The sequence below is a fragment of the Enterobacter sp. 04-C-12-SI-ECC genome, from assembly GCF_047530715.1.
Taxonomy (GTDB): domain Bacteria; phylum Pseudomonadota; class Gammaproteobacteria; order Enterobacterales; family Enterobacteriaceae; genus Enterobacter; species Enterobacter bugandensis.
Map to the genome: position 1 here is coordinate 174,174 of NZ_JBLKDI010000001.1, position 22,750 is coordinate 196,923.

The 22,750-nt window shown below is 58.8% G+C and carries 16 protein-coding genes and 2 pseudogenes; 12 read left to right on the top strand and 6 right to left on the bottom strand.

All coding sequences use genetic code 11. The features are described from left to right. Positions 1-33: 33 nt before the first annotated feature. Positions 34-1,719, bottom strand: a complete 1,686-nt coding sequence (locus ACMWL8_RS00910; RefSeq protein WP_045260285.1) for an alpha,alpha-trehalase — start codon at positions 1,717-1,719, stop codon at positions 34-36. A gap of 280 nt (positions 1,720-1,999) precedes the next feature. Here ACMWL8_RS00910 and ACMWL8_RS00915 point away from each other — a divergent pair. Further along, positions 2,000-2,696: pseudogene (locus ACMWL8_RS00915) on the top strand (carbohydrate porin). A 14-nt stretch (positions 2,697-2,710) separates the two neighbouring features. Here the strand turns inward: ACMWL8_RS00915 and ACMWL8_RS00920 are convergent. Next, complete coding sequence (locus ACMWL8_RS00920; RefSeq protein WP_028013503.1) at positions 2,711-3,667, bottom strand: AraC family transcriptional regulator; 957 nt, start codon at positions 3,665-3,667, stop codon at positions 2,711-2,713. A gap of 115 nt (positions 3,668-3,782) precedes the next feature. Here ACMWL8_RS00920 and ACMWL8_RS00925 point away from each other — a divergent pair, with 115 nt between their 5' ends. Beyond that, entirely contained in the window at positions 3,783-4,970 is a 1,188-nt protein-coding gene (locus ACMWL8_RS00925; protein WP_045260284.1) for an MFS transporter, read from the top strand. Positions 4,971-5,010: 40 nt separating this feature from the next. Here ACMWL8_RS00925 and gap read toward each other — a convergent pair whose 3' ends face one another. Next, complete coding sequence (gene gap / locus ACMWL8_RS00930) at positions 5,011-6,021, bottom strand: type I glyceraldehyde-3-phosphate dehydrogenase (RefSeq protein WP_045260283.1); 1,011 nt, start codon at positions 6,019-6,021, stop codon at positions 5,011-5,013. A gap of 78 nt (positions 6,022-6,099) precedes the next feature. Further along, entirely contained in the window at positions 6,100-7,080 is a 981-nt protein-coding gene (locus tag ACMWL8_RS00935; RefSeq protein ID WP_041909518.1) for a GlxA family transcriptional regulator, read from the bottom strand. A 148-nt stretch (positions 7,081-7,228) separates the two neighbouring features. Here ACMWL8_RS00935 and ACMWL8_RS00940 point away from each other — a divergent pair. Continuing rightward, positions 7,229-8,200, top strand: a pseudogene (locus ACMWL8_RS00940) (fatty acid desaturase). Continuing rightward, positions 8,193-8,951, top strand: a complete 759-nt coding sequence (locus tag ACMWL8_RS00945) for a phosphate/phosphite/phosphonate ABC transporter substrate-binding protein (protein WP_045260282.1) — start codon at positions 8,193-8,195, stop codon at positions 8,949-8,951. The pseudogene ACMWL8_RS00940 and the gene ACMWL8_RS00945 overlap by 8 nt, the downstream one beginning before the upstream one ends. Here the strand turns inward: ACMWL8_RS00945 and ACMWL8_RS00950 are convergent. Both ACMWL8_RS00950 and ACMWL8_RS00955 read right to left on the bottom strand, forming a co-directional pair. Further along, positions 8,930-9,826 carry a LysR family transcriptional regulator gene (locus tag ACMWL8_RS00950; RefSeq protein ID WP_045260281.1) on the bottom strand — a complete coding sequence of 299 codons (897 nt, stop codon included), beginning with the start codon at positions 9,824-9,826 and terminating at the stop codon, positions 8,930-8,932. The two genes, ACMWL8_RS00945 and ACMWL8_RS00950, sit on opposite strands and share 22 nt — an antisense overlap. 23 nt (positions 9,827-9,849) lie before the next feature. Further along, complete coding sequence (locus ACMWL8_RS00955) at positions 9,850-12,138, bottom strand: FdhF/YdeP family oxidoreductase (RefSeq protein WP_045260280.1); 2,289 nt, start codon at positions 12,136-12,138, stop codon at positions 9,850-9,852. A 978-nt stretch (positions 12,139-13,116) separates the two neighbouring features. On the opposite strand from ACMWL8_RS00955, the gene ACMWL8_RS00960 reads away from it, so the two are divergent. The 8 genes from ACMWL8_RS00960 (at position 13,117) to tssB (ending at position 22,750) form a co-directional block, all read left to right on the top strand. Next, a complete protein-coding gene (locus ACMWL8_RS00960; protein WP_045260279.1) occupies positions 13,117-13,611 on the top strand; it encodes a hypothetical protein in 495 nt (164 codons plus the stop codon). A gap of 23 nt (positions 13,612-13,634) precedes the next feature. Beyond that, on the top strand, positions 13,635-14,138 hold the full coding sequence (gene tssJ / locus ACMWL8_RS00965; protein WP_028013495.1) for a type VI secretion system lipoprotein TssJ: 504 nt from the start codon (positions 13,635-13,637) through the stop codon (positions 14,136-14,138). 28 nt (positions 14,139-14,166) lie between these two features. Then, positions 14,167-15,510 (top strand): type VI secretion system baseplate subunit TssK, encoded by a 1,344-nt coding sequence (tssK, locus tag ACMWL8_RS00970; RefSeq protein ID WP_041909533.1) that lies wholly within the window; start codon positions 14,167-14,169, stop codon positions 15,508-15,510. 17 nt (positions 15,511-15,527) lie between these two features. Then, positions 15,528-16,766 (top strand): DotU family type VI secretion system protein, encoded by a 1,239-nt coding sequence (locus ACMWL8_RS00975; RefSeq protein ID WP_028013493.1) that lies wholly within the window; start codon positions 15,528-15,530, stop codon positions 16,764-16,766. Between the two features lie 2 nt (positions 16,767-16,768). Continuing rightward, positions 16,769-20,389 (top strand): type VI secretion system membrane subunit TssM, encoded by a 3,621-nt coding sequence (gene tssM / locus ACMWL8_RS00980; RefSeq protein ID WP_045260278.1) that lies wholly within the window; start codon positions 16,769-16,771, stop codon positions 20,387-20,389. Positions 20,390-20,405: 16 nt separating this feature from the next. Continuing rightward, entirely contained in the window at positions 20,406-21,122 is a 717-nt protein-coding gene (gene tagF / locus ACMWL8_RS00985) for a type VI secretion system-associated protein TagF (protein ID WP_028013492.1), read from the top strand. A gap of 11 nt (positions 21,123-21,133) precedes the next feature. After that, the gene (tssA, locus tag ACMWL8_RS00990) at positions 21,134-22,150 is read left to right on the top strand and encodes a type VI secretion system protein TssA (RefSeq protein ID WP_045260277.1); all 1,017 of its coding nucleotides are present in this window, start codon (positions 21,134-21,136) and stop codon (positions 22,148-22,150) included. Positions 22,151-22,225: 75 nt separating this feature from the next. After that, positions 22,226-22,750, top strand: coding sequence for a type VI secretion system contractile sheath small subunit (tssB, locus tag ACMWL8_RS00995; RefSeq protein ID WP_022648413.1), 525 nt, complete (start codon positions 22,226-22,228; stop codon positions 22,748-22,750).

Sequence of the window (22,750 nt, forward strand, 5' to 3'; positions counted from 1 at the left end):
GGTAAGGCGTAGCCATCACCCGGCAATACTCCCTTACTGCGCCGCAGCTTTCACCGGCGCAGCCTCATCGTTCGCCGCAGGCTGATTTTCCGGCACGTTGTCGCACGGTTTCTCTTTCGGACAAACCAGATCCAGCATTTTCAGCGTCACGCCGTTACTCCAGCCGAACCCATCCTGGAGCGGATATTCACCGCCGCCACCGCCGGTACCGGTAGAAGAGACATCATACTTCTCCACCAGCTTCTTCTCGCGATCATAAGTGTGCTGAACGTTCTTCAGGAAGCGCCAGGTCACGTCCATTGCAACCTTATCCTGCCCATAGTTCTGCAACCCTTCCGTTGCCACCCACTGCAGCGGTGCCCAGCCGTTTGGCGCATCCCACTGCTGGCCGCTGTTGATTGTGGTGGTGGTAATACCGCCCGGCTTCAACAGGCGCGCGGAGGTGGCCGCGGCCACTTTATCGGCGCGATCCTGTGCCGCCGCCTTCACGTAGAGCGGGAAGAGGGCCGCCGCCGTGAGCTGGTTGCGCACCTTCTTACTCTTGAGATCGTAATCGGCGTACCAGCCCTCTTTATCGTTCCACAGGTGGCGCTCAATGGCTTTTTGACGCGCGGTGGCTAATGCCTCGTATTTACTCGCCGCCGCGCTGTCGCCCGCCTCCTGGCCTGCTCGCGCGAGCAGTTTTTCCATTTTAAACATCAGGGCGTTCAGATCGACGGGCACAATGCTGGTGGTGCGGATGGTGCCGAGCTTTTGCGGGTCGTCCATCCAGCGGGAGCTAAAGTCCCACCCCGAGGCCGCTGCGGAGCGCAAATCGCGGTAGATTTCCGTCGCAGGCCGGTTAGGGTTGCTCTTCGCCGTGGTGATATCGTCAAGCCAGGACTCCGGGCGCGGGGTATCGCGATCGTCCCAGTAGCGGTTGAGTACGGAACCGTCATCGAGCTTCACCACGCGCTGGTTAGCCTGCCCTGGCTGAAGGCTTTCTACACCCTCCATCCAGTAGGTGTACTCTTTCTCCATTTGTGGACGGTATTTTTTCAGCGCGTCTTTGTCATGCGTCGCCAGCAGCTCAACCATCAGTGAGAAGAACGGCGGCTGGGAGCGGCTCAGGTAGTAGCTGCGGTTGCCGTTGGGGATATGGCCGAAGGTATCAATCTCATACGCAAAGTTATCCACCATATCGCTGATTTTGTCCCAGTGGCCGCTCTCCGCCAGGCCCAGCATGGTGAAATAGCTATCCCAGTAGTAGACCTCGCGGAAGCGCCCGCCGGGCACAACGTAAGGTTTCGGTAACGGCAGCAGGGAATCCCATTTGTTACTGGCTTTATCCGTGGTGCGCGTCAGCACAGGCCAGAGGTCGTCAATGTGCTCACGTAAGCTTTGTCCCGCAGGCGGCACATATTTTTCACCTTCCGCAGGCAGCGTGAAGTTCATCTCCACAAAGTGGCGCAGGTCAAAGCTTGTCTGGGTGTGCTGCATCCGGTAATCCGCCAGAATCATCAGCGGGTCGCTTTTGGGAACGGCATCGGCAAAGGTTTTCTGATCGGGAAACAGTTTGGCACTCTGCACGTCGTTAAACAGAGGGCCAAGCAAAATATCGGGTGAATTTTTCTGGTAGGCTGGTTGTTCTTCAGCATAACTCATCGTTGCCACACCAAGCAGCGCGCCTCCCAGCGCGAGGTGCAAAAGAGCAGGGCGTAAAGTACGAGGTCTTATCATCGGTTCGTCTCCTGTATTCCTGAGCAGCGTGACCGCTGTTATCAATCACCTGAAAACCTTAGACGAATATTGCCCGCTTCGCGTGTTGAATATCCCATTTTGCGCAGAACCAGACAATTTACCGCTTCGCACGCCCTGTCCGGAAGGATTTGTTGTGCAACAAAAAAAATAATAGAACCCAAAAGGCTATGTAGTCGAAATGGCGATGCTCCCTATTTGCGTATCCACTTTTATAATCAGGATGAATTTTATGAAATTAAAAAAACGGTAATACTGATAAGTGCATTTTATTCCGGCGCTTAGACAGCAGCAGGCGGCCGCCGCGCAGGCACCACCCGCCGTTGTTATGCAGTCCGAAGAGCCGGTGAGCAAAGCCGAACCGCCAAAGCTGACGCTTTCAGGGTTTGGCGATATTAAATTTTATGGTGACGTGGAGTTTAATATGGATGCCGCCAGTAAAACAGGCAGTCTGACCTCCATTAATCAAAGCACTAATAGCGACCGGGCGCCGGGATATAAATAACGCTGGGATATTAACGGGCGTAATTTATGAGGTTTTGATGGTTATCGAAAAATGGATAACGGCAATTTTGCCGGATTTTCCGTTCAGCCTCTCGGCGGGAAAATGTATCTCGATGATGCGGTATTCTTCTTCGGTTCTGTGAACGACGGGGAAATTAAAGTCGGACGATCTCTACAGCGACGGCTACGGGTTTACTATGACCTGGGACGGGCTTAAAACCGATCCGGAGAACGGCGTGGTCATGAACCTCAACACCGCTTACCTGGACGCGACGGGCGAGTATGATATTCATACCATCCATACGACGTACCTGATCCCGAACGTCATGAAGATGAAAAACTTCAACATCTATCTGGGCGCGTATGCGTCCTGGGTCAACGCTTCCCCGAAAGCGGGCGATAAGAAAAACGACGATCGCTACGGTGGCCGCGTGCGCTTTAAATACTCTTTCTGATGCCAGCCTGCCGGTCAGACCTCTTCCGGGGCCTGGCCGGCTTCCCGCAGCGTGCCCGGCGCATGGCCAATGATGCGCTTAAAGGCCCGGCTAAACGCCGCCAGCGATCCGTAACCCAGCCGCAGGGCGACCGTTTCAATCGGCTGATTTTCGTGACGAATGTACTGAATCGCCAGCCGCATTCTCAGTTCGCTGAGATACTTTGCCGGGGTCGTCCCCGTCGCGGCCAGAAACCGTTCGGCAAACACGGAGCGTGAGGTGCCCGCTTCTTTCGCCAGATCCGCCACGCTCCAGTTCAGGCCAGGCTGCTGGTGCATGGCGTAAATGGCCCGGCTCAGGCGCGGGTCGCGTAAAACCTGCACCCAGCCGGTGGCTTTACCGCAGCCGCCCTCAACCCAGCCGCGCACAATTAACGCCGCCACCACGTCAGCCAGCCGGGCAAGGATCCCGGCGAACCCGGCCTGACGGGTCATGGATTCTCGCTCCATCGCCGCCAGTAGCGGATGAATTTCCGGCCAGGTGGACATCAGCCGGCTGACCATCATCACTTCCGGCATTGCTTTGATCAGCGGCTGCATCCCGCCGAGCTCAAAATCCATACACCCGCTAAAGATGATGGTGTTCTCGCTCTCCGGACAGGGCTCGCAGGTAATGGCGCACACCGAGCCGCAGATAGGTTCGCTCGGAAAAGCGTTCACCGGGGTAATGGCTGCCTGCGCGTCAGAGAGCAGGGCGTGGGCATTCCCGCCAGGAATAAACAGCGCGTCGCCGCCGCTCAGTTCGAAGGTCGCACCGCTCTCCATACGCAGCAGGGCGCTACCGTGGCTCACAAAATGGAACTGCGCCTTACCGGGCGCCTGGTGGAACGCCACGCCAAACGGCGCGCTGGCTTCAATCCGTCGGTATTTCACACCCGACAGGCGCATGCCGCGTAAGAGTTCGCTGATCAAATCGGGGGACTGAACGGTCATGGCGCAACTCCGGACGAATAATCAATAAGTGGAGATTATATGTCATAGATCGTCCACGGTGAACCCTCTATGCTTTTGCGACAGTTGTCACATTTTTATAACGGGAGAACAACAGATGAATTCATGTGTCGTGGCGAGAGAGGCCGTGGCGCCAGCCAGACCCGCCTGGCGGGCCGTCTATTCACTGGGGCTGGGCGTGTTTGGGTTGATAACGGCTGAGTTCCTGCCAGCCAGTTTGCTGACGCCGATGGCCGCGAGTCTGGGCGTCAGCGAGGGCATGGCCGGGCAGGCCGTCACCGCCACCGCGCTGGTGGCACTGGTCACTGGGCTTCTGATTACGCCGGCGACCAAAAGTATCGACCGTCGCTGGGTACTGATGTTTTTCTCCGTGCTGCAAATCATCTCCAGCCTGCTGGTAGCCTTTGCGCCTACGCTGCACGTCCTGCTGATGGGGCGCCTGCTGTTAGGGGTCGCCATCGGTGGCTTCTGGGCGATGTCGACGGCCACCACGATGCGCCTGGTTCCGACGGATAAAGTACCGAAGGCGCTGGCGGTGATTTTCTCCAGCGTGTCGATTGCCACCGTGGTTGCTGCCCCGCTAGGGAGTTATCTGGGTAGCCTGATCGGCTGGCGCAACGTCTTTGTGCTCTGCATACTGCCGAGCGTACTGGCGCTGCTGTGGCAGATCTGGGTGCTGCCGTCCATGAAGCCCGAGAGCAGCGGTAGCCTCAGCACGCTGTTCCGCGTGCTGCGTCGACCGGGCATGATCGGCGGCATGCTGGCCACTATTCTGATCTTCAGCGGCCATTTCGCCTTCTTTACCTACCTGCGCCCGTTCCTGGAAACGGTGGGGCAGGCGAACGTTGAGACCATTTCACTGATCCTGCTGGGCTTTGGGCTGGCGAACTTTGTCGGTACTTCCGTTGCCGGACATCTGCTGGCACGTAATCTGCGCCTGACGCTGGCGCTGGTGCCGTTCGCCATGGGCATACTGGCGCTGACGATGGTGGCGTTTGGCCATCTGGCAATGCTGGACGGTTTCCTGGTGGCGCTGTGGGGCTTTGCGTTTGGTCTGGTTCCGGTGGGCTGGTCAACCTGGCTTGCCACCACCGTTCCGGATGAAGCCGAAAGTGCAGGGGGGCTGCTGGTGGCCTCAATCCAGCTGGCGATAAGCGCCGGTGCGGCCGGGGGCGGGGCGGTATTTGACCTTAACGGTGCCAGCGGCGTATTCGCCGGAAGCGGGTTCCTGCTGGTGACGGCGATGGTGATTGTGTTGATGGGCGTGAAAGTGAAAGCGGAATGATTTTTTGCCGGGTGAGCGTTCGCGCCACCCGGCTCCAGGCTTACAGCCCTTTCTTATCCATTAGCACCGCCAGATCTACCAGGCGGTTAGAGAAGCCCCACTCGTTGTCATACCACGCCAGGATCTTCACCATGTTCCCGCCAATCACCAGCGTGGAAAGCCCGTCGATAATGGAGGAGCGCGGGTCGCCCTGATAGTCGCTGGAGACCAGCGGTTCATCGCTATAGCCCAGGATCCCTTTCAGAGGCCCGCTGGCGGCCGCGTTGCGGAACGCCTCATTCACCTCTTCGGCGGTTACGCTACGGCTGAGCGTTACCGTTAAATCCACAATCGACACCACCGGCACCGGCACGCGCAGGGAGTACCCGGTCAGCTTGCCGTCCAGGGAGGGGATCACTTTGCCCAGCGCTTTCGCCGCGCCGCTGGAGTAAGGCACAATCGACAGCGCCGCCGCGCGCGCGCCGCGCAGATCTTTTTCCGGCTGGTCGTGCAGCGCCTGGCTGTTGGTGTAGGCGTGCGTCGTGTTCATCAGACCATGCTCGATCCCGAACTGCTGATGCAGCACCTGAGCCGCCGGCGCCAGACCGTTCGTGGTACAGCTCCCGTTACTGACGACCACGTGCTGTGCCGGGTCGTACCGATCGTGGTTCACTCCCATCACAACCGTCAGATCGTCATTTTTGCCGGGCGCGGAGATGATGACGCGCTTTGCGCCACCCTGCGTGACGTGCACCGCCGCTTTTTCCCGATCGGTAAAGAAGCCGGTGGCCTCAATTACCACGTCAACACCAACATCGCGCCACGGAATATTTGCCGGGTCGCGTTCGCTAAACACCACAATCCGCTGACCGTCCACCTGCAGCGCGCCGTCAGCCGCTTCAACGGGCGCGGGCAGTTTGCCCAGAAGGGAATCATGTTTCAGCAGGTGGGCGAGGGTTTTACTGTCCGTCAGATCGTTAATGGCCACAATCTGAAGATCCGGTTTACCCAGCGCCGCGCGCAGGAAATTACGTCCGATACGGCCGAAACCGTTAATACCGACCTTAACCATGGTGCACTCCTTATCTCTGTTGTCTGGAGTCACTGTAGGCGCGGGGCCGGTTGGCGTAAACGACAAAAAAGGATCAGATTACGCCATCTTGCGGCAGTGGAAGCGCTGGCGATACTCGCCTGGCGTGAGGTGGAGCTGTTTCTCAAACACGCGGCGCAGGTTAATGCTGGTGCCAAACCCGCTTTGCTCGGCAACCCGCTCAAGGGGATCATGGGTCTGCTCAAGCAGCTGTCGGGCGGCGGCCAGGCGCGCTTCCGTCACGTAACGGGCAGGCGAGACGCCCGCGTCGCGGGTAAAAACCCGGGTGAAATTGCGCGGGCTCATCGCCACCTTTTCGGCCAAATTTTCCACGCATAGGTCGGCGGTGAGGTTCTGCAGGATCCAGGTTTGCAGTTCGCTTATGGGCCCCGATGCGCCAGGCTGCTGCAGGCTATAGCGGCTGAACTGCAGCTGTCCGCCGGGGCGACGCAGATACATCACCATATCCTGCGCCACGTCGCGGGCGAGGGTAAATCCGTAGTCGTCTTCCACCAGCGCCAGGGTCAGATCGAACCCGGAACTCACGCCGCCGGAGGTCCAGATGGGGCCATCCTGAATATACAGCGGGCCGCCTTCGACGTGGATAGCCGGGTACTGGGCTTGCATCGTCTCCAGCAGCCGCCAGTGGGTGGTTGCGCGGCGGCCGTCCAGCAAGCCGGTCTGGGCAAGCAGCATCGCGCCCCCGCAAATGGAGGCGACTCGCCGGGCGTGCGGGGCAGCGAGGTGCAGCCAGTCCACCACCGCCGTGCTCTCCTGCTCGTTGATCCCGCGTCCGGTGATGATAATGGTGTCCAGCGGTTCGCGCGGATCCAGCTCCGGCAGGCGATAGTCCGCCAGCAGGTTCAGGCCAGACTGGCCGTGGATCACCTGGTGGGGCTGCGTGGTGGCGATGATGATACGGTAGCGGGGCTGAGTAAGCCCTTCCGGATGCAGCCGGTTGGCCTGCATCAGAATGTCGGCGATACCGGCGGCCTCAAAAAGCATGCCGCCGTCAGGTACGATAATTAATATTTTCTTCATGTCCTGAAAAGTACCTTTACCACAGAATAAGTCAAGCCGGGCGTGACCCTGCGTTTCCGGCAAAGCAAAGCGATTTAAGTTCTTTGTCATTTCAGGCGTTATCCCCGATCGTCAGAGTATTGTCTCTGGCGAAACGGCATCTGAAGGAATGAGTAAACGAAGCTCCCTCTATTTACATCCGCAGCAGCGCAATCACATCCACCGACTCGCATCTGGGGTTCTGTGGCGAAGTGAACTCCCTACGTGGCTGCTGATCGTCATTATCTATACCGGCTGGTTTTCCACCCTAACATTCTGGCAAACGCTCGGCCTGCTTCCCGCCACGCTGCTGCTTATCTGGTTTACCGCCTAGTACATGTCCCTGCAGCACGAGCTGATCCACGGGCATCCCACCCGTTTTGCCCGGCTTAACCAGCTGTTTGGCACGCTCCCGCTGGCGGTCTGGTATCCGTATGGCCTGTATCGGGATTCCCATCTGGCCCATCACCGTCACGATAGCCTGACCTTTCCGGCGGATGACCCGGAGTCGTATTATTTCACCGAGGCGAGCTGGGCGCGCTTTTCCCCGTGGCAGAAGCGCCTGATCCGGGCCCGGAATACCTTTGCCGGGCGGCTTCTGCTGGCGCCGCTGCTGGATATCCTTCAGACGCTGGGTAGCGCCGGGGCGGCGTTTCGTCATTTTCACCTGCGGGCGATGGCGATGTGGCTGGTTCACGCTCTGCTGCTGGCGGCACTTTTCGCGTGGATGGTGCATCACGACTTTTCACCCGTCTGGTTTGTGCTGGCGGTAAGCTATCCGGCGCTGGCGCTGACCAAAGTCCGCTCGTTCTACGAACATCGGGCGGCGGACGATCCGCTCGCGCGCTCGGTCATTAACGAGGCCGGGCTAGTCTGGCGGGTGCTGTTTTTGAATCTCAACTACCATTCTATTCACCACGATTTACCGGGCGTTCCCTGGTACGGGTTGCCGACGATCTACCGGCAAAACCGGGAGGCGTACCGGCTGCGTAACCACGGCTTTGTGGTCCGGGGCTACGGTGAATGGCTACGCCAGTTCTGGACCCGGCCAGTGGAGGTCACCGTCCATCCCGGAAAACAACAGGAGGAGAGGTATGAGTAACCTGCTGGCGTTTCCCATGTACGCCGTGGATCGCGGCGATACCCGCGCGCTCTGGCTGGCGGTGCAGCATCTGCTGGCCGCGCGTGGCGTGCCCGTCGGTGGTGCTCCCGGCTGGCCGGAGTCTGACCTGCTGGCCCACTGGCAGCAGCCTGAGCTTATCCTCAGCCAGACATGCGGCTACCCGCTGGTGACGCAGCTCCCGGAGGTACAGGTGGTGGGCTGTTTTCACTACACCGCCGCGGGCTGCGAAGGGAGCCAGTACCGCAGTTTTCTGGTAGCGCGCGCGGAGGAAAGGCATCTCACGCTGGCGGATTTTCGCGGACGTCGGGCGGTTTGTAATTCGGAAGACTCGCAGTCCGGCTATAACGCGCTGCGCAAAAAGGTGGCTCCCCTGATTGTTGACGGGCCATTTTTTTCACAAACGTCCTTCAGCGGCAGCCACCGTCAGTCGCTGATTGACGTGCAGCGCGGGAAGAGCGATATCGCCGCCATAGACTGCGTGACCTGGGCGCTGCTGGAGCGTCATGAGCCGGAACGGCTTGCGGGGCTGGCGGCGTTCGATCGAACGCCGCTGACGCCAGGGCTGCCATTAATCACGTCGCGACGCGCGTCCCCCGAAACGCTCAGCGCCATTCGCGATGCGCTGCGCGAGCTGGTGAGTGCGTCGGATTACCGGGAGGTCTGCGCCGCAGTGCTGATCGGCGGTTTCAGCGTGGTGACGCGCCAGGCTTACGCCTCCTTGTCCGCGTGATAAATCGCCTGCGCGTCGGTAAAGCAGCGCAGCGCCAGCGAAGAGACGGGTTTCTGCCTGCGCATAATCAGGCCGATGGGAGCCTCAATGTTCGCGTCGGCGATGGGGACAATCCTGAAAGTGCTGTTCAGGGCTTCCAGCCCGTTATTCAGAGGCATCACGGCGCAGCATACACCGCTCTGAACCGCCTGAATGATCTGGAACGTAGAGTCGCTCTCAAAAACGGCCGTCGGTTCGATGCCAGCAGCTTTAAAGCTGGCCTCCATATGCGCCCGGTAGTGCATCCCTTTGGTCAGGAACCCCAGCGGAAAATCCGTCAGGTCGTGCCAGGTCAGCATCTCCGGGGTAAGCTGGAAATGACGGGTGTCGTGGAGCAGCCCCATCTTCGTTTTAGGAAGCTGAATAATGTCAAACAGGCTGGTGTCGATGCTGTTCAGGTAGCAAATCCCCAGCTCAAGCTGATTGCGGCTGACGCCGTCGGCAATCTGCGCCGAAGACATAGAATAGAGGCTGTAGGTCAGCTCCGGGTACTTTTGCGTCAGCAGGCGGATAAAGATCATCGGATCCACGCTCGCCAGCGGCACCATCCCCAGACGTAGTTCTCCCACCACCTGGCCTTTACACAGCGCGGCTTCCGCCTGCAATCCGTCGTGTGCGGCAAGAAGCGCGCGCGCCCATGCTAGGATGCGCTCTCCCTCCGGCGTAAACCCTTCAAAGCGCTGCCCGCGCACGATCAGCACCAGCCCCAGCTCCTCTTCCAGGCTGCGGATGCGCATGGAGAGGGTCGGCTGGGTGATGTTGCACCGCAATGCCGCTTTACCAAAGTGGCGGGTCTCGTCGAGCGCGAGTAAATATTTTAACTGTTTTATGTCCATCACTCTTCTCTGCGCGTAAAGCCTTACAGCATGCGGATCTCTTTCGAGCGCAGGGTAATGCGAACCGGAACCGATTTATACGACGGCGTACCGCTGTCCTTGTCGAGATAATCGAGCGGCACCAGCACATTGGCCTCCGGGTAATACGCGCCGACGGAGCCCGGGGCGATGTTGTACGCCACCACCGTAATATCTTCCAGCCGCTGCGCGCTGCCAGGGAGGGCGGTTTCGATATCCACGCGATCGCCGTGTTCCAGCCCTGACTGCGCCATATCTTCTTCGTTCATAAACAGCACGTCGCGGCGGCCAAATACACCACGGTAGCGATCGTCCAGGGCGTAGATGGTGGTGTTGTACTGGTCGTGGCTGCGCAGCGTGATCAGGCGCAGCACATGCTCGCCTTCACCGCTGGCGTTTTCCTGTACGCCGTCGAATACCGAGAACATCGCTTTGCCCGTTGCGGTGGGCCAGATACGCTGTGTCGGAGGCAGCGGCATGCGGAAGCCGCCGGGAACACGGATCCGCGCATTGTAGTTCTCAAAGCCCGGAATGGTCTGCTCGATCAAATCGCGGATGCGGTCGTAATCCTCGACCAGCGTCAGCCACTCCACGCGTGTTTCCGGCAGGGTAGCCTTTGCGAGGCCAGCGACGATGGCAGGCTCCGAACGGAGCAACGGCGAGGCGGGTTTCAGCTTGCCGGAGGAAGCATGCACCATCGACATAGAGTCTTCGACGGTGATTGACTGGCGGCCGGTGGCCTGCATATCCAGCTCCGTGCGGCCTAGACACGGGAAAATAAAGGTCTCTTTGCCCACCAGCAGATGGGTACGGTTCAGCTTGGTCCCGACGTGCACGCTCAGATCCAGGTTACCCATCGCCGGGAAACCGTTCTCGTGGTCGGGCATCGCGACGGCAAAGTTACCGCCAAGGCAAATGAGCGCTTTTGCGCGACCGTCGATCATGGCCCGCGTCGCCTGCACCGCATCGTGTCCGTGACGGGAAGGGGGCTCAAAGCCAAACACCTCTTTCAGGCGGTTCAGGAAGGCCGGGGCAGGCTTCTCGCTAATCCCGACGGTCCGGTTCCCCTGAACGTTAGAGTGGCCGCGCAGGGGGCAGATCCCCGCGCCGGGCTTGCCGATATTCCCGCGCAGAAGCAGCAGGTCAGCAATCAGGCGGACGTTCGCCGTGCCTTTATTGTGCTGGGTAATCCCCATACCGTAAGTAATGATGGTGGCGTTTGATTTGGCATAGGCCTCGGCCACCTTTTTGAGCGCCGCCTGGCTGAGCCCCGACTCGCGCTCAATGTCGTCCCAGCGGGTCTGCGCGATATCGGCGGCAAAATCTTCAATACCCCGGGTGTGTTCTGCAATAAACGCGCGGTCAAGCACGTCACCGCGTTCGGCCTCCATCTCCAGAAGGTGTTTAGCAATGCCTTTCAGCGCGGCGGCATCGCCCCCGGCCTTCACCTGGAAGTAGGTTGAGGCGATGTCCGTAGAGCTATAGGTTGCCATTTCAATCACGCTTTGCGGGTCGGCAAAACGTTCGAGGGCGCGCTCGCGCAGCGGGTTGAAAACGATAATCGGCACATTGCGACGCGCCAGCTCGTGCAGGGTACCCATCATTCGCGGATGGTTGGTGCCGGGGTTGTGACCGATGGAGATCACCAGCTCAGTCTTGTCGAAATCGTCCAGCGAGACGGTGCCTTTCCCAATTCCGATGGAGCGCGGCAAGCCGACGCTGGTGGCCTCGTGACACATATTCGAGCAGTCCGGGAAATTATTGGTGCCGTACTCGCGGGCGAACAGCTGGAACAGATACGCCGCTTCGTTAGAGGCGCGCCCGGAAGTATAGAACTCGACCTGGTCCGGTTCGAGCCCGCGCAATATTTCCCCGATGCGTTGAAACGCCTCGTCCCAGTCGACGGGCCGGAAGGTATCGCTGGCCCGGTCATAGCGCAGGGGATGCGTCAGACGACCGTAACCTTCCAGCTCAAAGTCCGATTTAGCCAGCAGCGAGGAGACGCTGTTTTCCGCCAGAAAATCGGGCGTCACGCGCTTACTGGTCGCTTCCCAGGTCACCGCTTTCGCGCCGTTCTCGCAGAACTGGAATGTCGACTTGTGCTCTTTATCGGGCCACGCGCAGCCGGGGCAGTCAAAACCGTCCGGCTGGTTGGTGCGCAGCAGCGTCGCGGGAGCGTCCAGGGTATCCATTTGGGTACGTACCGCAATGGCCGTCGCCTTCAACGCGCCCCAGCCGCCGGCAGGACCATCGTAGTGTCTGATACCGGGAACTGAGCGTCTTTTCGTGTTCATACTGACTCCTGACGTGTTTGGTCGCGCAACGGCTGGGTAATAAGCAAAAGCAATGACTGGCTGAGATGGAAATCCACGCGGTCGAGTTACGGCTCTTGCCTGTAATTATCTTTATAACAATGAGTTAAGAATGTTGGCATGCAACTATTTAAAGAAATTATAACGAAATTTTATCATTTTAATAATAAATTGTATCTATCATCCGGTAGGCAGGATAGATAGCGTCGAGAGGGAAAGCATGTAGCGCAGGTAAAATTTCGAATGAAAGAGACGGTCGCTCAAAAGTGGAAACATGGCGGATGACAGGCGCTGTAGCAACGTCGGTATTCGAAATAGTGACGAGAAGGTTTACTCAGGCTTAATGATTAATGGAAATGTATAATCACTTACAGGGTTATTATCACAACATGAAATATAAGTTATTTTGAGTCGTGAAATTAAAGGCGCAGTCAATAAGTTAAATAGCGATGGTGTCGTCAGGTTATGCGGCAATATTAAACATACCCTGTTAGTGCAACAAATAATTCATCGTCGATATCTTCTTCTGATATCACCAAAACGCCATTTCTACTAATTATGGTAGTGGCGATAATAGCATTATTGCGTTAATGAAATCCTTTCTCTTTTGAATTTTATGCTTTAATAACAGTGTGTTATATCATTATCAGGTGTTGAAATAAGTAGATCCAGGCCATGTCGGGTTTTTTTATCAGATTAATCCTATAATGTTTCGGCTGCTTCAATTACCACCACTTACGCTGCGGTAAATATTGAATTGAAGCAAAGCTCATGTAAACTTGTTTACCGTTTGTCAAAATATGTCAGGAAGACGCTGGGCCTTATTCTGAAGGGCTCGTGCGGTAGCTATGCCTTTAAATTAGTAACACCCCGAAATTATCCTGACTATTTTAACAATAGCACCTAAGTCAAATTTCATCCCCTTATCTCCATCATCAAAATATCGCTACGGAAAAGCATATGAAAATGCGCGTACTGTTTTCACTTCTGTTTGTAATGGCGGTGGCGGGCTGTAAAGCGCCACAGAAACCGGCAATCACCGACGACACGATCGTGACCAGCCAGGTCAACGGTGTCACCCTGACCCACCGTCACGCCGTGGTGCCGCCAACGGAATTCACCCAGCTCAACGAGCCTTATCGTGCCATGTACCCTGCCTCCCTGATGAGCCGTCCTGATTTTGGCGGAAAGGTTATCCGTACGCTGGAAACCGGAAAAACCTATGTAGTGCTGGGGCAGGTTGAACACTACTGGATGGCGCTCGCCGATGAGGGGAACGACCAGCTGATTGGCTACGTCCCGATGCGTGCCGTTATCAAAGCCGACCAGTACGAAGCCACCGTCCGCAAACAGGCCATTCGTCCTAAGGCGCGTAAAAAAGCGACCTGTGTCGATGTGGATGGCAACAGCAAAGCCTGCAAAGACAGCGCTAACGGTACCTGGATCCTGAACTAAACGGCTTTCGTGGGCGTATTTTTATGAATAATAAAAAGTTTCATAGGCTGTGGTTAGTCTTTTACGCGGCGATTTTCGCCCTTGTCAGTGGTTGTACGTCGTCTTCACACAGCGACCCTTCCCGCTACAATCTGCAGTTTCAGGCTCATCCACAAATCAATGATTCTGCGCCACTTAAAGTCCGGGTGCTGTTGTTGAAATCCGATGCGGATTTCATGTCCAGCGACTTCTATTCCCTGCAGAACAACGCGTCAGCAACGCTTGGCGCGAATCTGCTGAACAGCGACGTTTTCTTCCTGATGCCGGGACAGCTGTCCAAAACCCTCAGCGGTCAGAGCGATCCTGAGGCGCGTTATATCGGCGTGATGGCGGAATATCAGAAGCTGGACGGTAAAAAATGGCGCGTTTCACTCCCGCTGCCTGTGCCAGGCGAAAATCATATCTACCAGTTCTGGAAATGGTCCGCGGATGAACTCCAGGCCAACGTTTTTCTCGACGTAAACGGCATTCGGGTCATCAGCCAGTAACGCGCTTCACAACAGGAAACACATCATCATGACCAAAGCAGAAAAGGTCGTCTGGACCGAAGGCATGTTCCTGCGTCCACACCATTTTCAGCGGACTGAAAGCTATCTGCTCAACCATGTTCGTGAATGGGGCGCACTGCAGCGATCGTATCTCTGGGGCTTTCTCGACGTTGAACTGGATGAAGCGATGCTTCGTCAGGGATGCATTGCCCTGAGCTACTGCAGCGGGCTGCTGCCGGACGGCACCTTTTTCCAGGTCCGTAACGGACGCAATGGTCCCGCGCCGCTAAAAATTCCTGACAATCTCACCAACGAAAAGGTGGTGCTCGCCCTGCCGGTTCGTCGTGGCGAGCGGGAAGAGGTGATTTTCAGCGAAGAGCCCGCCTCGCTGGCCCGCTTCGTCGCGTTTGAGCAGGAGGTGGAGGACGATAACGCCATGTCGGTGGGGGATGCCACCGTCCAGTTTGGCCGCCTGCGCCTGACGCTGATGCTGGAAAAAGACCTCACGGCAGAATGGACATCCATCGGCGTGGCGTTTGTGACTGAAAAACGCAACGACAACCACGTGCGGCTGGATAACAGCTACATCCCGCCGATGCTGAACGCCAATAACAGCCCGCAGATCTACAGCATGATCAACGATCTGCACGGTTTGCTGGTGCAGCGCAGCCAGCAGATTGGCGGCCGCCTGCGTCAGCCTGGCCGCTTTAACACTTCTGAACTGATTGAATTTACGCTGCTTTCGCTCGTGAACCGTCATCTGGGCGAGGTTTCACATTTAAAAACGCTGCCGCTGCTGCACCCGGAAACGCTCTGGCGCAGCTGGCTGCCGTTTGCCACCGAGCTCACGACCTGGACGTCGCAGCGCACCACCGAGAGCGTGCTGCCGATCTACGATCACGACGATCTGGCGAACTGTTTCAGCAAGCTGATGCTGATGCTGCGCCAGGGGCTGTCGCTGGTGATGGAAGACCACGCCATTCAGCTGCCGCTTAACGAGCGCTCGCATGGCCTGAACATCGCCACTGTTCCTGAAACCAGCATGGTGCGCGAATTCGGCTTCGTGCTGGCGGTGAAAGCCAACGTGCCGGGCGAACACCTGCAAACCCACTTCCCGGCGCAGATGAAAATTGCCCCGGTCTCGAAAATTCGCGATCTGGTTCAGCTGCAGCTGCCGGGCATTATGCTGCGCGCCATGCCGGTCGCGCCGCCGCAGATCCCGTGGCATGCCGGCTACAGCTACTTCGAGCTGGAGAAGGGCAGCGAGCTGTGGCACGAGATGGATAAGTCCGGCGCATTCGCCCTGCACCTTGCAGGGGAGTTCCCGGGGCTGGATATGGAGTTTTGGGCCATCCGTAGCCCGACAGAATAATAAAGCGAGCGCTTAATATGCAGGAACGACAGGATAGCGGCAGTGATGCCGCGTTTACCGGAGCCAGTAGCAACAATCAGCTGGTGGCGGCCGCCAATCCGCTGCTCAACGCGATTCCGCAGATCCGTCATTCGGTATCACATGACGATCAGGTGGCGTTACGCCAGCGCCTGATCGATGAGATTCGCCGTTTTGAAGTCCGCTGCCAGCAGGCGGGGCTGCCCTACGAAGTGATCGTCGGGGCGCGCTACTGCCTGTGCACGGCGCTGGACGAGGCCGCCGCGCTGACTCCCTGGGGCAGCAGCGGCGTCTGGTCCAGCAATGGCCTGCTGGTAACGTTCCATAACGAAACCTGGGGCGGCGAAAAGTTCTTCCAGCTGCTGGCGCGCCTGTCGCAGAACCCGCGCGAGCATATCCTGCTGCTGGAGATGATCAACTACTGCCTGCTGCTCGGCTTCGAGGGGCGCTATCGGGTGCTGGACAATGGCCGCACCCAGCTTGAAACCATCAAGCAGCGGCTGTGGCAGATGATCCGCGGCGTGCGCGGCAGCTATCCGCCGCCGCTTTCTCCCCATCCGGAAGATCGTCCGGTGCTGCGCAAGCTCTGGCGGCCGATGGTTCCCCTGTGGGCCTGCGTGGCGCTGGCCGGGTTTATCGCCTGCCTGTTTTATATCGTGCTTAACTGGCGCCTTGGCGACAACACCAACCCGGTGCTGGCGAAGATTTATCAGTCCCAACTGCCGGAAACCACCATCCAGCAGCCGGCGCGTCAGCTGCCCGCGGTGCTTAACCTGCGCGGCTTCCTGAAGCCTGAAATTGAGGCGGGCCTGGTGGCGGTAAAAGACCAGGCAGATCGCAGCGTCGTGATCCTGAAGGGCGACGGGCTGTTTGCCTCCGCCTCGACCGTCGTGCGCGACCGCTATGAACCGGTCATCAACCGCATTGCGCAGGCGATGAACAACGTCAGCGGCAAAATTCTGGTGGTGGGCTACAGCGATAACGTGCCGATCCGCAGCGCGCGCTTTGCCTCTAACTACGAGCTCTCACTGGAACGCGCGCGCTCCGTACAGAAAATGCTGCAGGGAAGCCTCTCTCAGCCTGGCCGCGTGAAGGCGGAAGGGCGGGGCGAGATTAACCCGGTGGCGCCGAACACGACGCCGGAAAACCGCGCCCGTAACCGCCGTGTGGAAATTACTCTGCTGGTGTCGCCTGAAAACACCCAGGCCGAGCTGAACGGATTGCCGCAAGGAAACTAAGGATGCTGACTACACTTCTTTCCATTCTGACCAACCGCATTCTGTGGAGCTTCCTCGGCGTAACGGCGCTGGCGGCGGTGATCTGGATGATTGGCCCTCTGCTGTCCATCGTGGACACCCGACCGCTCGAATCCGAACAGAACCGCATCATCAGTATCGCCGTGGTCTACCTGCTGTGGGCGCAGGGCCATATTCTGCCGCGCCTTTATAACGCCTGGTTGAACCGCAAGCTGATGGACAAGCTCAACGAGAACACCACCAGCCCGGAGGCGGCGGATCCGCAGCAGCGCCTGAACAGTGAGGAGCAGATCCTCGCCAGCCGTTTTGATGAAGCCGCGCAGATGCTTAAAAAAGCGCACTTCAGCAAAGCGGGCCAGGGCGCCCAGTGGACCCAGCGCTTCAGCACGCAATATCTCTATCAACTGCCGTGGTACGTCATTATCGGCGCGCCGGGCTCCGGTAAAACCACGGCGCTGGTGAACTCCGGGCTGCAGTTCCCGCTGGCCGACCGTTTTGGTAAGACCGCGCTGCGCGGTATTGGCGGCACGCGCAACTGCGACTGGTGGTTCACCAACGAGGCCGTGCTGCTGGACACCGCGGGTCGCTATACCACCCAGGAGAGCGAGCAGGCGCAGGATGCCGGTGAGTGGCTGCAGTTCATGGGGCTACTGCGCAAGTACCGTCGCCGCCAGCCGATCAACGGCGTCATCGTCACGATCAGCATTTCGGACCTGCTGACCCAGTCTGCCGAGGCGTCCCGCCAGCAGGCGGTGAACCTGCGCCAGCGCCTGTCTGAGCTGCATGAACAGCTGGGTATCCGCTTCCCGGTGTACGTGATGGTGACCAAGGCCGACCTTCTCAAAGGCTTCCGCGCCTGGTTTGCCGACTACGATAAAGCGCAGCGCGACCAGATCTGGGGCTTCACGCTGCCGTGGGAGCAGACCAAACACGCCGATTACGACCTGATGGGCAACTTCCAGCAGGAATTTTCTCTGTTACAGCAGCGTCTTGATGCCGGGCTGCCGGAAACCATGCTTAAAGAGCATGACGCGAAAACCCGCGCCGAAGCGTATCTCTTCCCGCAGGAGTTCGCTGCGCTGCGTCCGCTGCTGGCGGACTACCTGAGCACGGTCTTTGCGCGCTCCAACTTCGAAACTGAGTTCTCACCGCGCGGGATCTACTTCGCCAGCGGGACGCAGGAAGGCATGCCGTTTGACCGCGTAATGGGCGAACTGAACCGCGCGCTCTCCCTGCCGGAAGGGGCAGAGCGCGATAACTGGGATTCGGTCAGTAAAGAAGCCCCAATACCGGGCGCGAAGGGCCAGAGTTTCTTCATCAAGAACCTGCTGCAAAACGTTATTTTCCAGGAAGCCGGGATCGCCGGGGAAAACCGCTGGTGGGAACTGCGCAACCGGGCGGTGATCTGGTCCGGCTACGTGGCGCTGCTGGCCCTGCTGGCGATCCTCGGCGGGCTGTGGCTCACCAGCTATGCTAAAAACAAGGCCTATCTGGAAGAGGTGGATGCGAAGGTGCCGCTGCTGGACCAGCAGAGCAAAGCGTTGCAGAACCAGCCGCAGCGTGACCTGTTCGATCTGCTGCCATTGCTGAATGGCCTGGTGGACCTGCCGAAAAGCGACGCGTTTGATGTCAACGATCCGCCAGTCTCCCGCCGCATGGGGCTTTACCGTGGGGATGACGTCAGCGATGCTTCGCAGTCCCTGTACCAGAAGGCGCTGGATCAGCTGCTGTTGCCCGCCGTTGCTATGCACATCACCACCTGGCTGCGCAACGATAACGGCAGCGACGTGGAGTACAGCTACGAGGCGCTGAAAGCCTATCAGATGCTCTATCAGCCGAAGCACTACGACGGCAAATTCCTGCACTCCTGGGTGATGCTCAACCTGCAGCGCAACCTGCCGCAAAACGTCACGAAGGCGCAGCTGCAGCAGCTCGAATGGCATCTCACCCAGCTGCTGGAGCCGAAAATTCAGGCCTCGCCGTACGCGCAGGACGAATCCCTGGTGGCGCGTGAAAGAGCGCTGATCAACCAGCAGCCGCTTTCAACCCGCGTCTACGGTCGCCTGAAGCGCCTGCTGGAACATGACGACAACCTCAAACCGGTCTCCCTTTCCGACCTGGGCGGGCCACAGAGCGAGCTGGTGTTTTCCCGCAAAAGCGGTAAGCCGGTGAGCGAAGGGGTGCCGGGTCTTTATACGCCGGACGGTTACTGGAAAAGCTTTAACAGCCAGATTGACAGCGTAACGACCGCTCTGCATGAAGACGACGCCTGGGTGCTGGGCGCCGCGACCGCGCAGGAAGATAAACAGCAGATCGATAACGCCGTACGCCAGCTCTACATGCGCGACTTTATCGCGAACTGGGATCGCTTTCTCGCCGACATCCAGCTTAACAACAGCGCCGATCTCTCCCAGCGCATCAACACTGCGCGCCTGCTCTCTGGCGCAAACTCTCCCCTGCGCCGTCTGGTGCAGAACCTGAGCCAGGTGCTGACGCTCTCCCGGGATACCCCGGCACCGGAAGATGCCGATAAAGCGCAGGCGCAGAGCAACCGCGCCACCCGCACGCTGGAAGCGCTGTTCAGCAATAATGACAATGCCCCGACGCAGGCCGCCGCGATTACTCAGGCGCCGGAGCAGCTGGTGACGGACCACTACGCGCCGATGATTGAGCTGGCCCAGCCGCTGGAAAAGGGTGGCAAGACCATCGTCTTTGATGATTTTCTTAAGCAGGTGGATGAGCTTTATCGTTACCTGACCGCCGTGCAGGACGCTGCCAACAGCGGCATGCCGGCGCCGGGCGGCGAGGCGATCAGCCGTCTGCAGGCCAGCGCCGGTCGACTGCCGGGCGGATTGCAAACCATGTTCAGCAACATGGCGGTGGGGGCCAGCAGCGATACCCAGCGCCGCGATCTGGAAAACGTGCGTAAGCGGATCAACGTTGAAGTCGGCGGTTTCTGCCGTCAGGCGATAGCCGGTCGCTACCCGCTGGTGCGCAGCGCCAGCACTGAGGTCACTCCGGACGATCTCGCCCGCATGTTTGCGCCGGGCACCGGGCTGATGGATACCTTCTTTCGCGACAACCTGACCAGCAAAGTGGATACGACGCAGGCAAACTGGCGCTTTATGCCGGGTATCGACGGTAAAACCCTGCCGGGCAGCGAAGGGCTGCTGAGGCCGTTCCAGCAGGCCCAGTCGATTCGCGACGCGTTCTTTGCTAACGGCGCAACCACGCCATCTTTCAAGGTGACGGTTCGCACCGTGCGAATGGATAACACCATTCTGAACCTGACGCTGGATGTCGACGGTCAGCTGCTGCGTTACAGCCACGGTCCGCAGGCGGTGCAGATCATGAACTGGCCGGGGCCGGGCGGCACCAACCAGGTCCGTATGCAGCTGGGTCTGGCTAACGGCAGCACCGCGACGCTTGTGACCAACGGCTCCTGGGCGCTCAACCGCTTTTTTGACAAAGCGAGCACCAGCCCGGGCGCGGGAAGCCTGAGCCGTCAGGCCACCTTCAACGTCGACGGACATCAGGTCACGCTGGAGTTTGCGCCGAACAGCATCCGCAACCCGTTCCAGCTTCCCCGTTTTTCATGCCCATAACCGCAAGGACAGCCGTATGACGAATACCCCTGCGATGAACCGCTACAGCTGGTATGGCAAATTACCCAGCGCCGGAGATTTCCTGCAGCGTCGCTTTCCTGACACCTTACAGCGCCAGTGGTCGCACTGGTTTCAGGTTGGCCTGCTGGCCTGGCAGCAGGAAGAGCAGCGCAGCGGCGAGCGCCAGTTCACCAAAGCTCCGGTCTGGAATTTCGTCGTCCCGCCGATGCTGGGCAGTCAGATGATCCAGATGGGCTGCCTGCTGCCCGGCCGCGACAGCGTTGGCCGACAGTACCCGGTCTGCATTCAGCTGAGCTTCGCCCCGTCAGAGTGGTCGACCAGCCTGCTCAGCCAGGCGGAGAGCTGGTATCAGCAAATTGGTCGTCTGGGGCTGCACGCGGTGCGTAACAGCTTTTCCGCCTCGCAGCTGGATGAGATGCTGATGTCCATTCCGGCGCCGCAGCCCGTCGAGCCGCAGAAGCGCTCTGACATCCTCGACGTCATTGGCTACGACGAGGACGGCCAAAGCACGCTGGGCTGGCCGCAGGCGGCAGAGTGCTTTGACCCGCTGCGTCAGACCAGCTACTGGTGGACCAACCGCTGCGACGGTTACCCGCTGTACACCCACGTTCACAGCGGCAACTTCACCGGGCAGCTTTTTACCCTGCTGTTCGACCCGGCAGGGGGCGCCCGCCCGGGGCGTCACGGTCTCTATCCGCCTATGTTTGAATAAGCAGGGATCTCATGAATATCGAAGAATTTCTCGCGCCAATAAGTCCCGACAAGCCCTGTGGCGACAATCTGGAATATGACGCTGACTTCCAGGCGATGAACCAGGCCAGTCAGGGCAAAGCGGAACAGCAGTTTGGCGATACCATCATCCCGGCAGAGCCTGCGGACTGGAACACGGTAGAAAAATTCGCTACCAGCCTGCTGAGCCGCACCAAAGATCTTCGCGTGATGCTGGCGTTAACCCACGCCTGGACCCGCCGTCGCGGTCTTGCGGGCTACGCGGACGGGCTATTGCTGGTGCAGGAGGCGATCGCGCGCTACTGGGAGCCGCTCTATCCGCTGCTGGAAGAGTATGGCGAAACCGACCCGTTCTATCGCATTAACGCTCTGGCAGGGCTGAGCGATAAATCCGAGCTCACCGTCGCGGTACGTAACGCCTCGCTGCTGCGTTCAAACGGCGATGAAATTTCGCTGCGTGACGCCCAGGCGCTGCTGGACGGCAGTAAAACCGAGTGTCCGGACTATCCCGGTGGCCGTCCAAGACTGATTGACGAGCTGGCGCGCGGCGACCAGCCGGGGACCGCAGCGGTCATTGTGATTAACGAACGGCTGCTGGCCATCCGCGAGCTGCTCACCGGGCATCTCGGTGAAAGCGGCGTACCGGAAATGGAACAGCTGCTGAAAACCGTGGGGCTGGTCGCCAGCGCGTGTCAGGTGACCGACATCAGTAAGCTGCTGCCAAACCGTGACGCGCAGGCTGAACCGCACGCTGAGCCGCAGCCTGCGGCAGCGCAGCCCGTTCAGCCGGTCACCGACTGGCGCAGCGTGCAGGTTACCAGCCGCGCCGACGCGCAGCTAATGCTGGAAAAAGCGAAGCAGTACTTTGCGCAGTACGAACCGAGCCACCCCGCGCCGCTGATGATTGAACGGGTGCAGCGGCTGTCAGAACTTAACTTTATGGACATTATTCGCGACCTGGCGCCAGACGGCGTTAACCAACTGGAAAACATCTTTGGACGCCGCGAATGACGCGTCCTGGCATTATGACGACAGGCATGGAGTCTGCCGTTTCACCTTCACCGCGCATCTTTGATGGAGAACATCATGGCAATGAGTAACAGTGGACAGAAATTCATCGCACGCAATCGTGCTCCCCGCGTGCAGATCGAATACGACGTAGAGATCTACGGTGCAGAACGCAAAATTCAGCTGCCGTTTGTGATGGGCGTTATGGCCGATCTGGTTGGCAAGCCGGTGGAAAACCTGCCAGCCGTCGACGAGCGTAAATTCCTGGAAATCGACATCGATAACTTCGATGAACGCATGAAGGCACTGAAGCCGCGCGTGGCGTTCCAGGTAGATAACACCCTGACCGGCGAAGGTAAGCTCAACGTCGATCTGACCTTCGACAGCATGGACGACTTCCTGCCGGACGCGGTGGCCCGCAAAGTCGAGCCGCTGAACAAGCTGCTGGAGGCGCGCACGCAGCTCTCTAACCTGCTGACCTACATGGACGGCAAAAACGGTGCGGAAGAGCTGATCGCAAAAATCCTTCAGGATCCGACGCTGCTCAAATCCCTGAGCCAGATGCCAAAAAATGACGAAAGCGCGAAAGGTAGCGAGGAATAA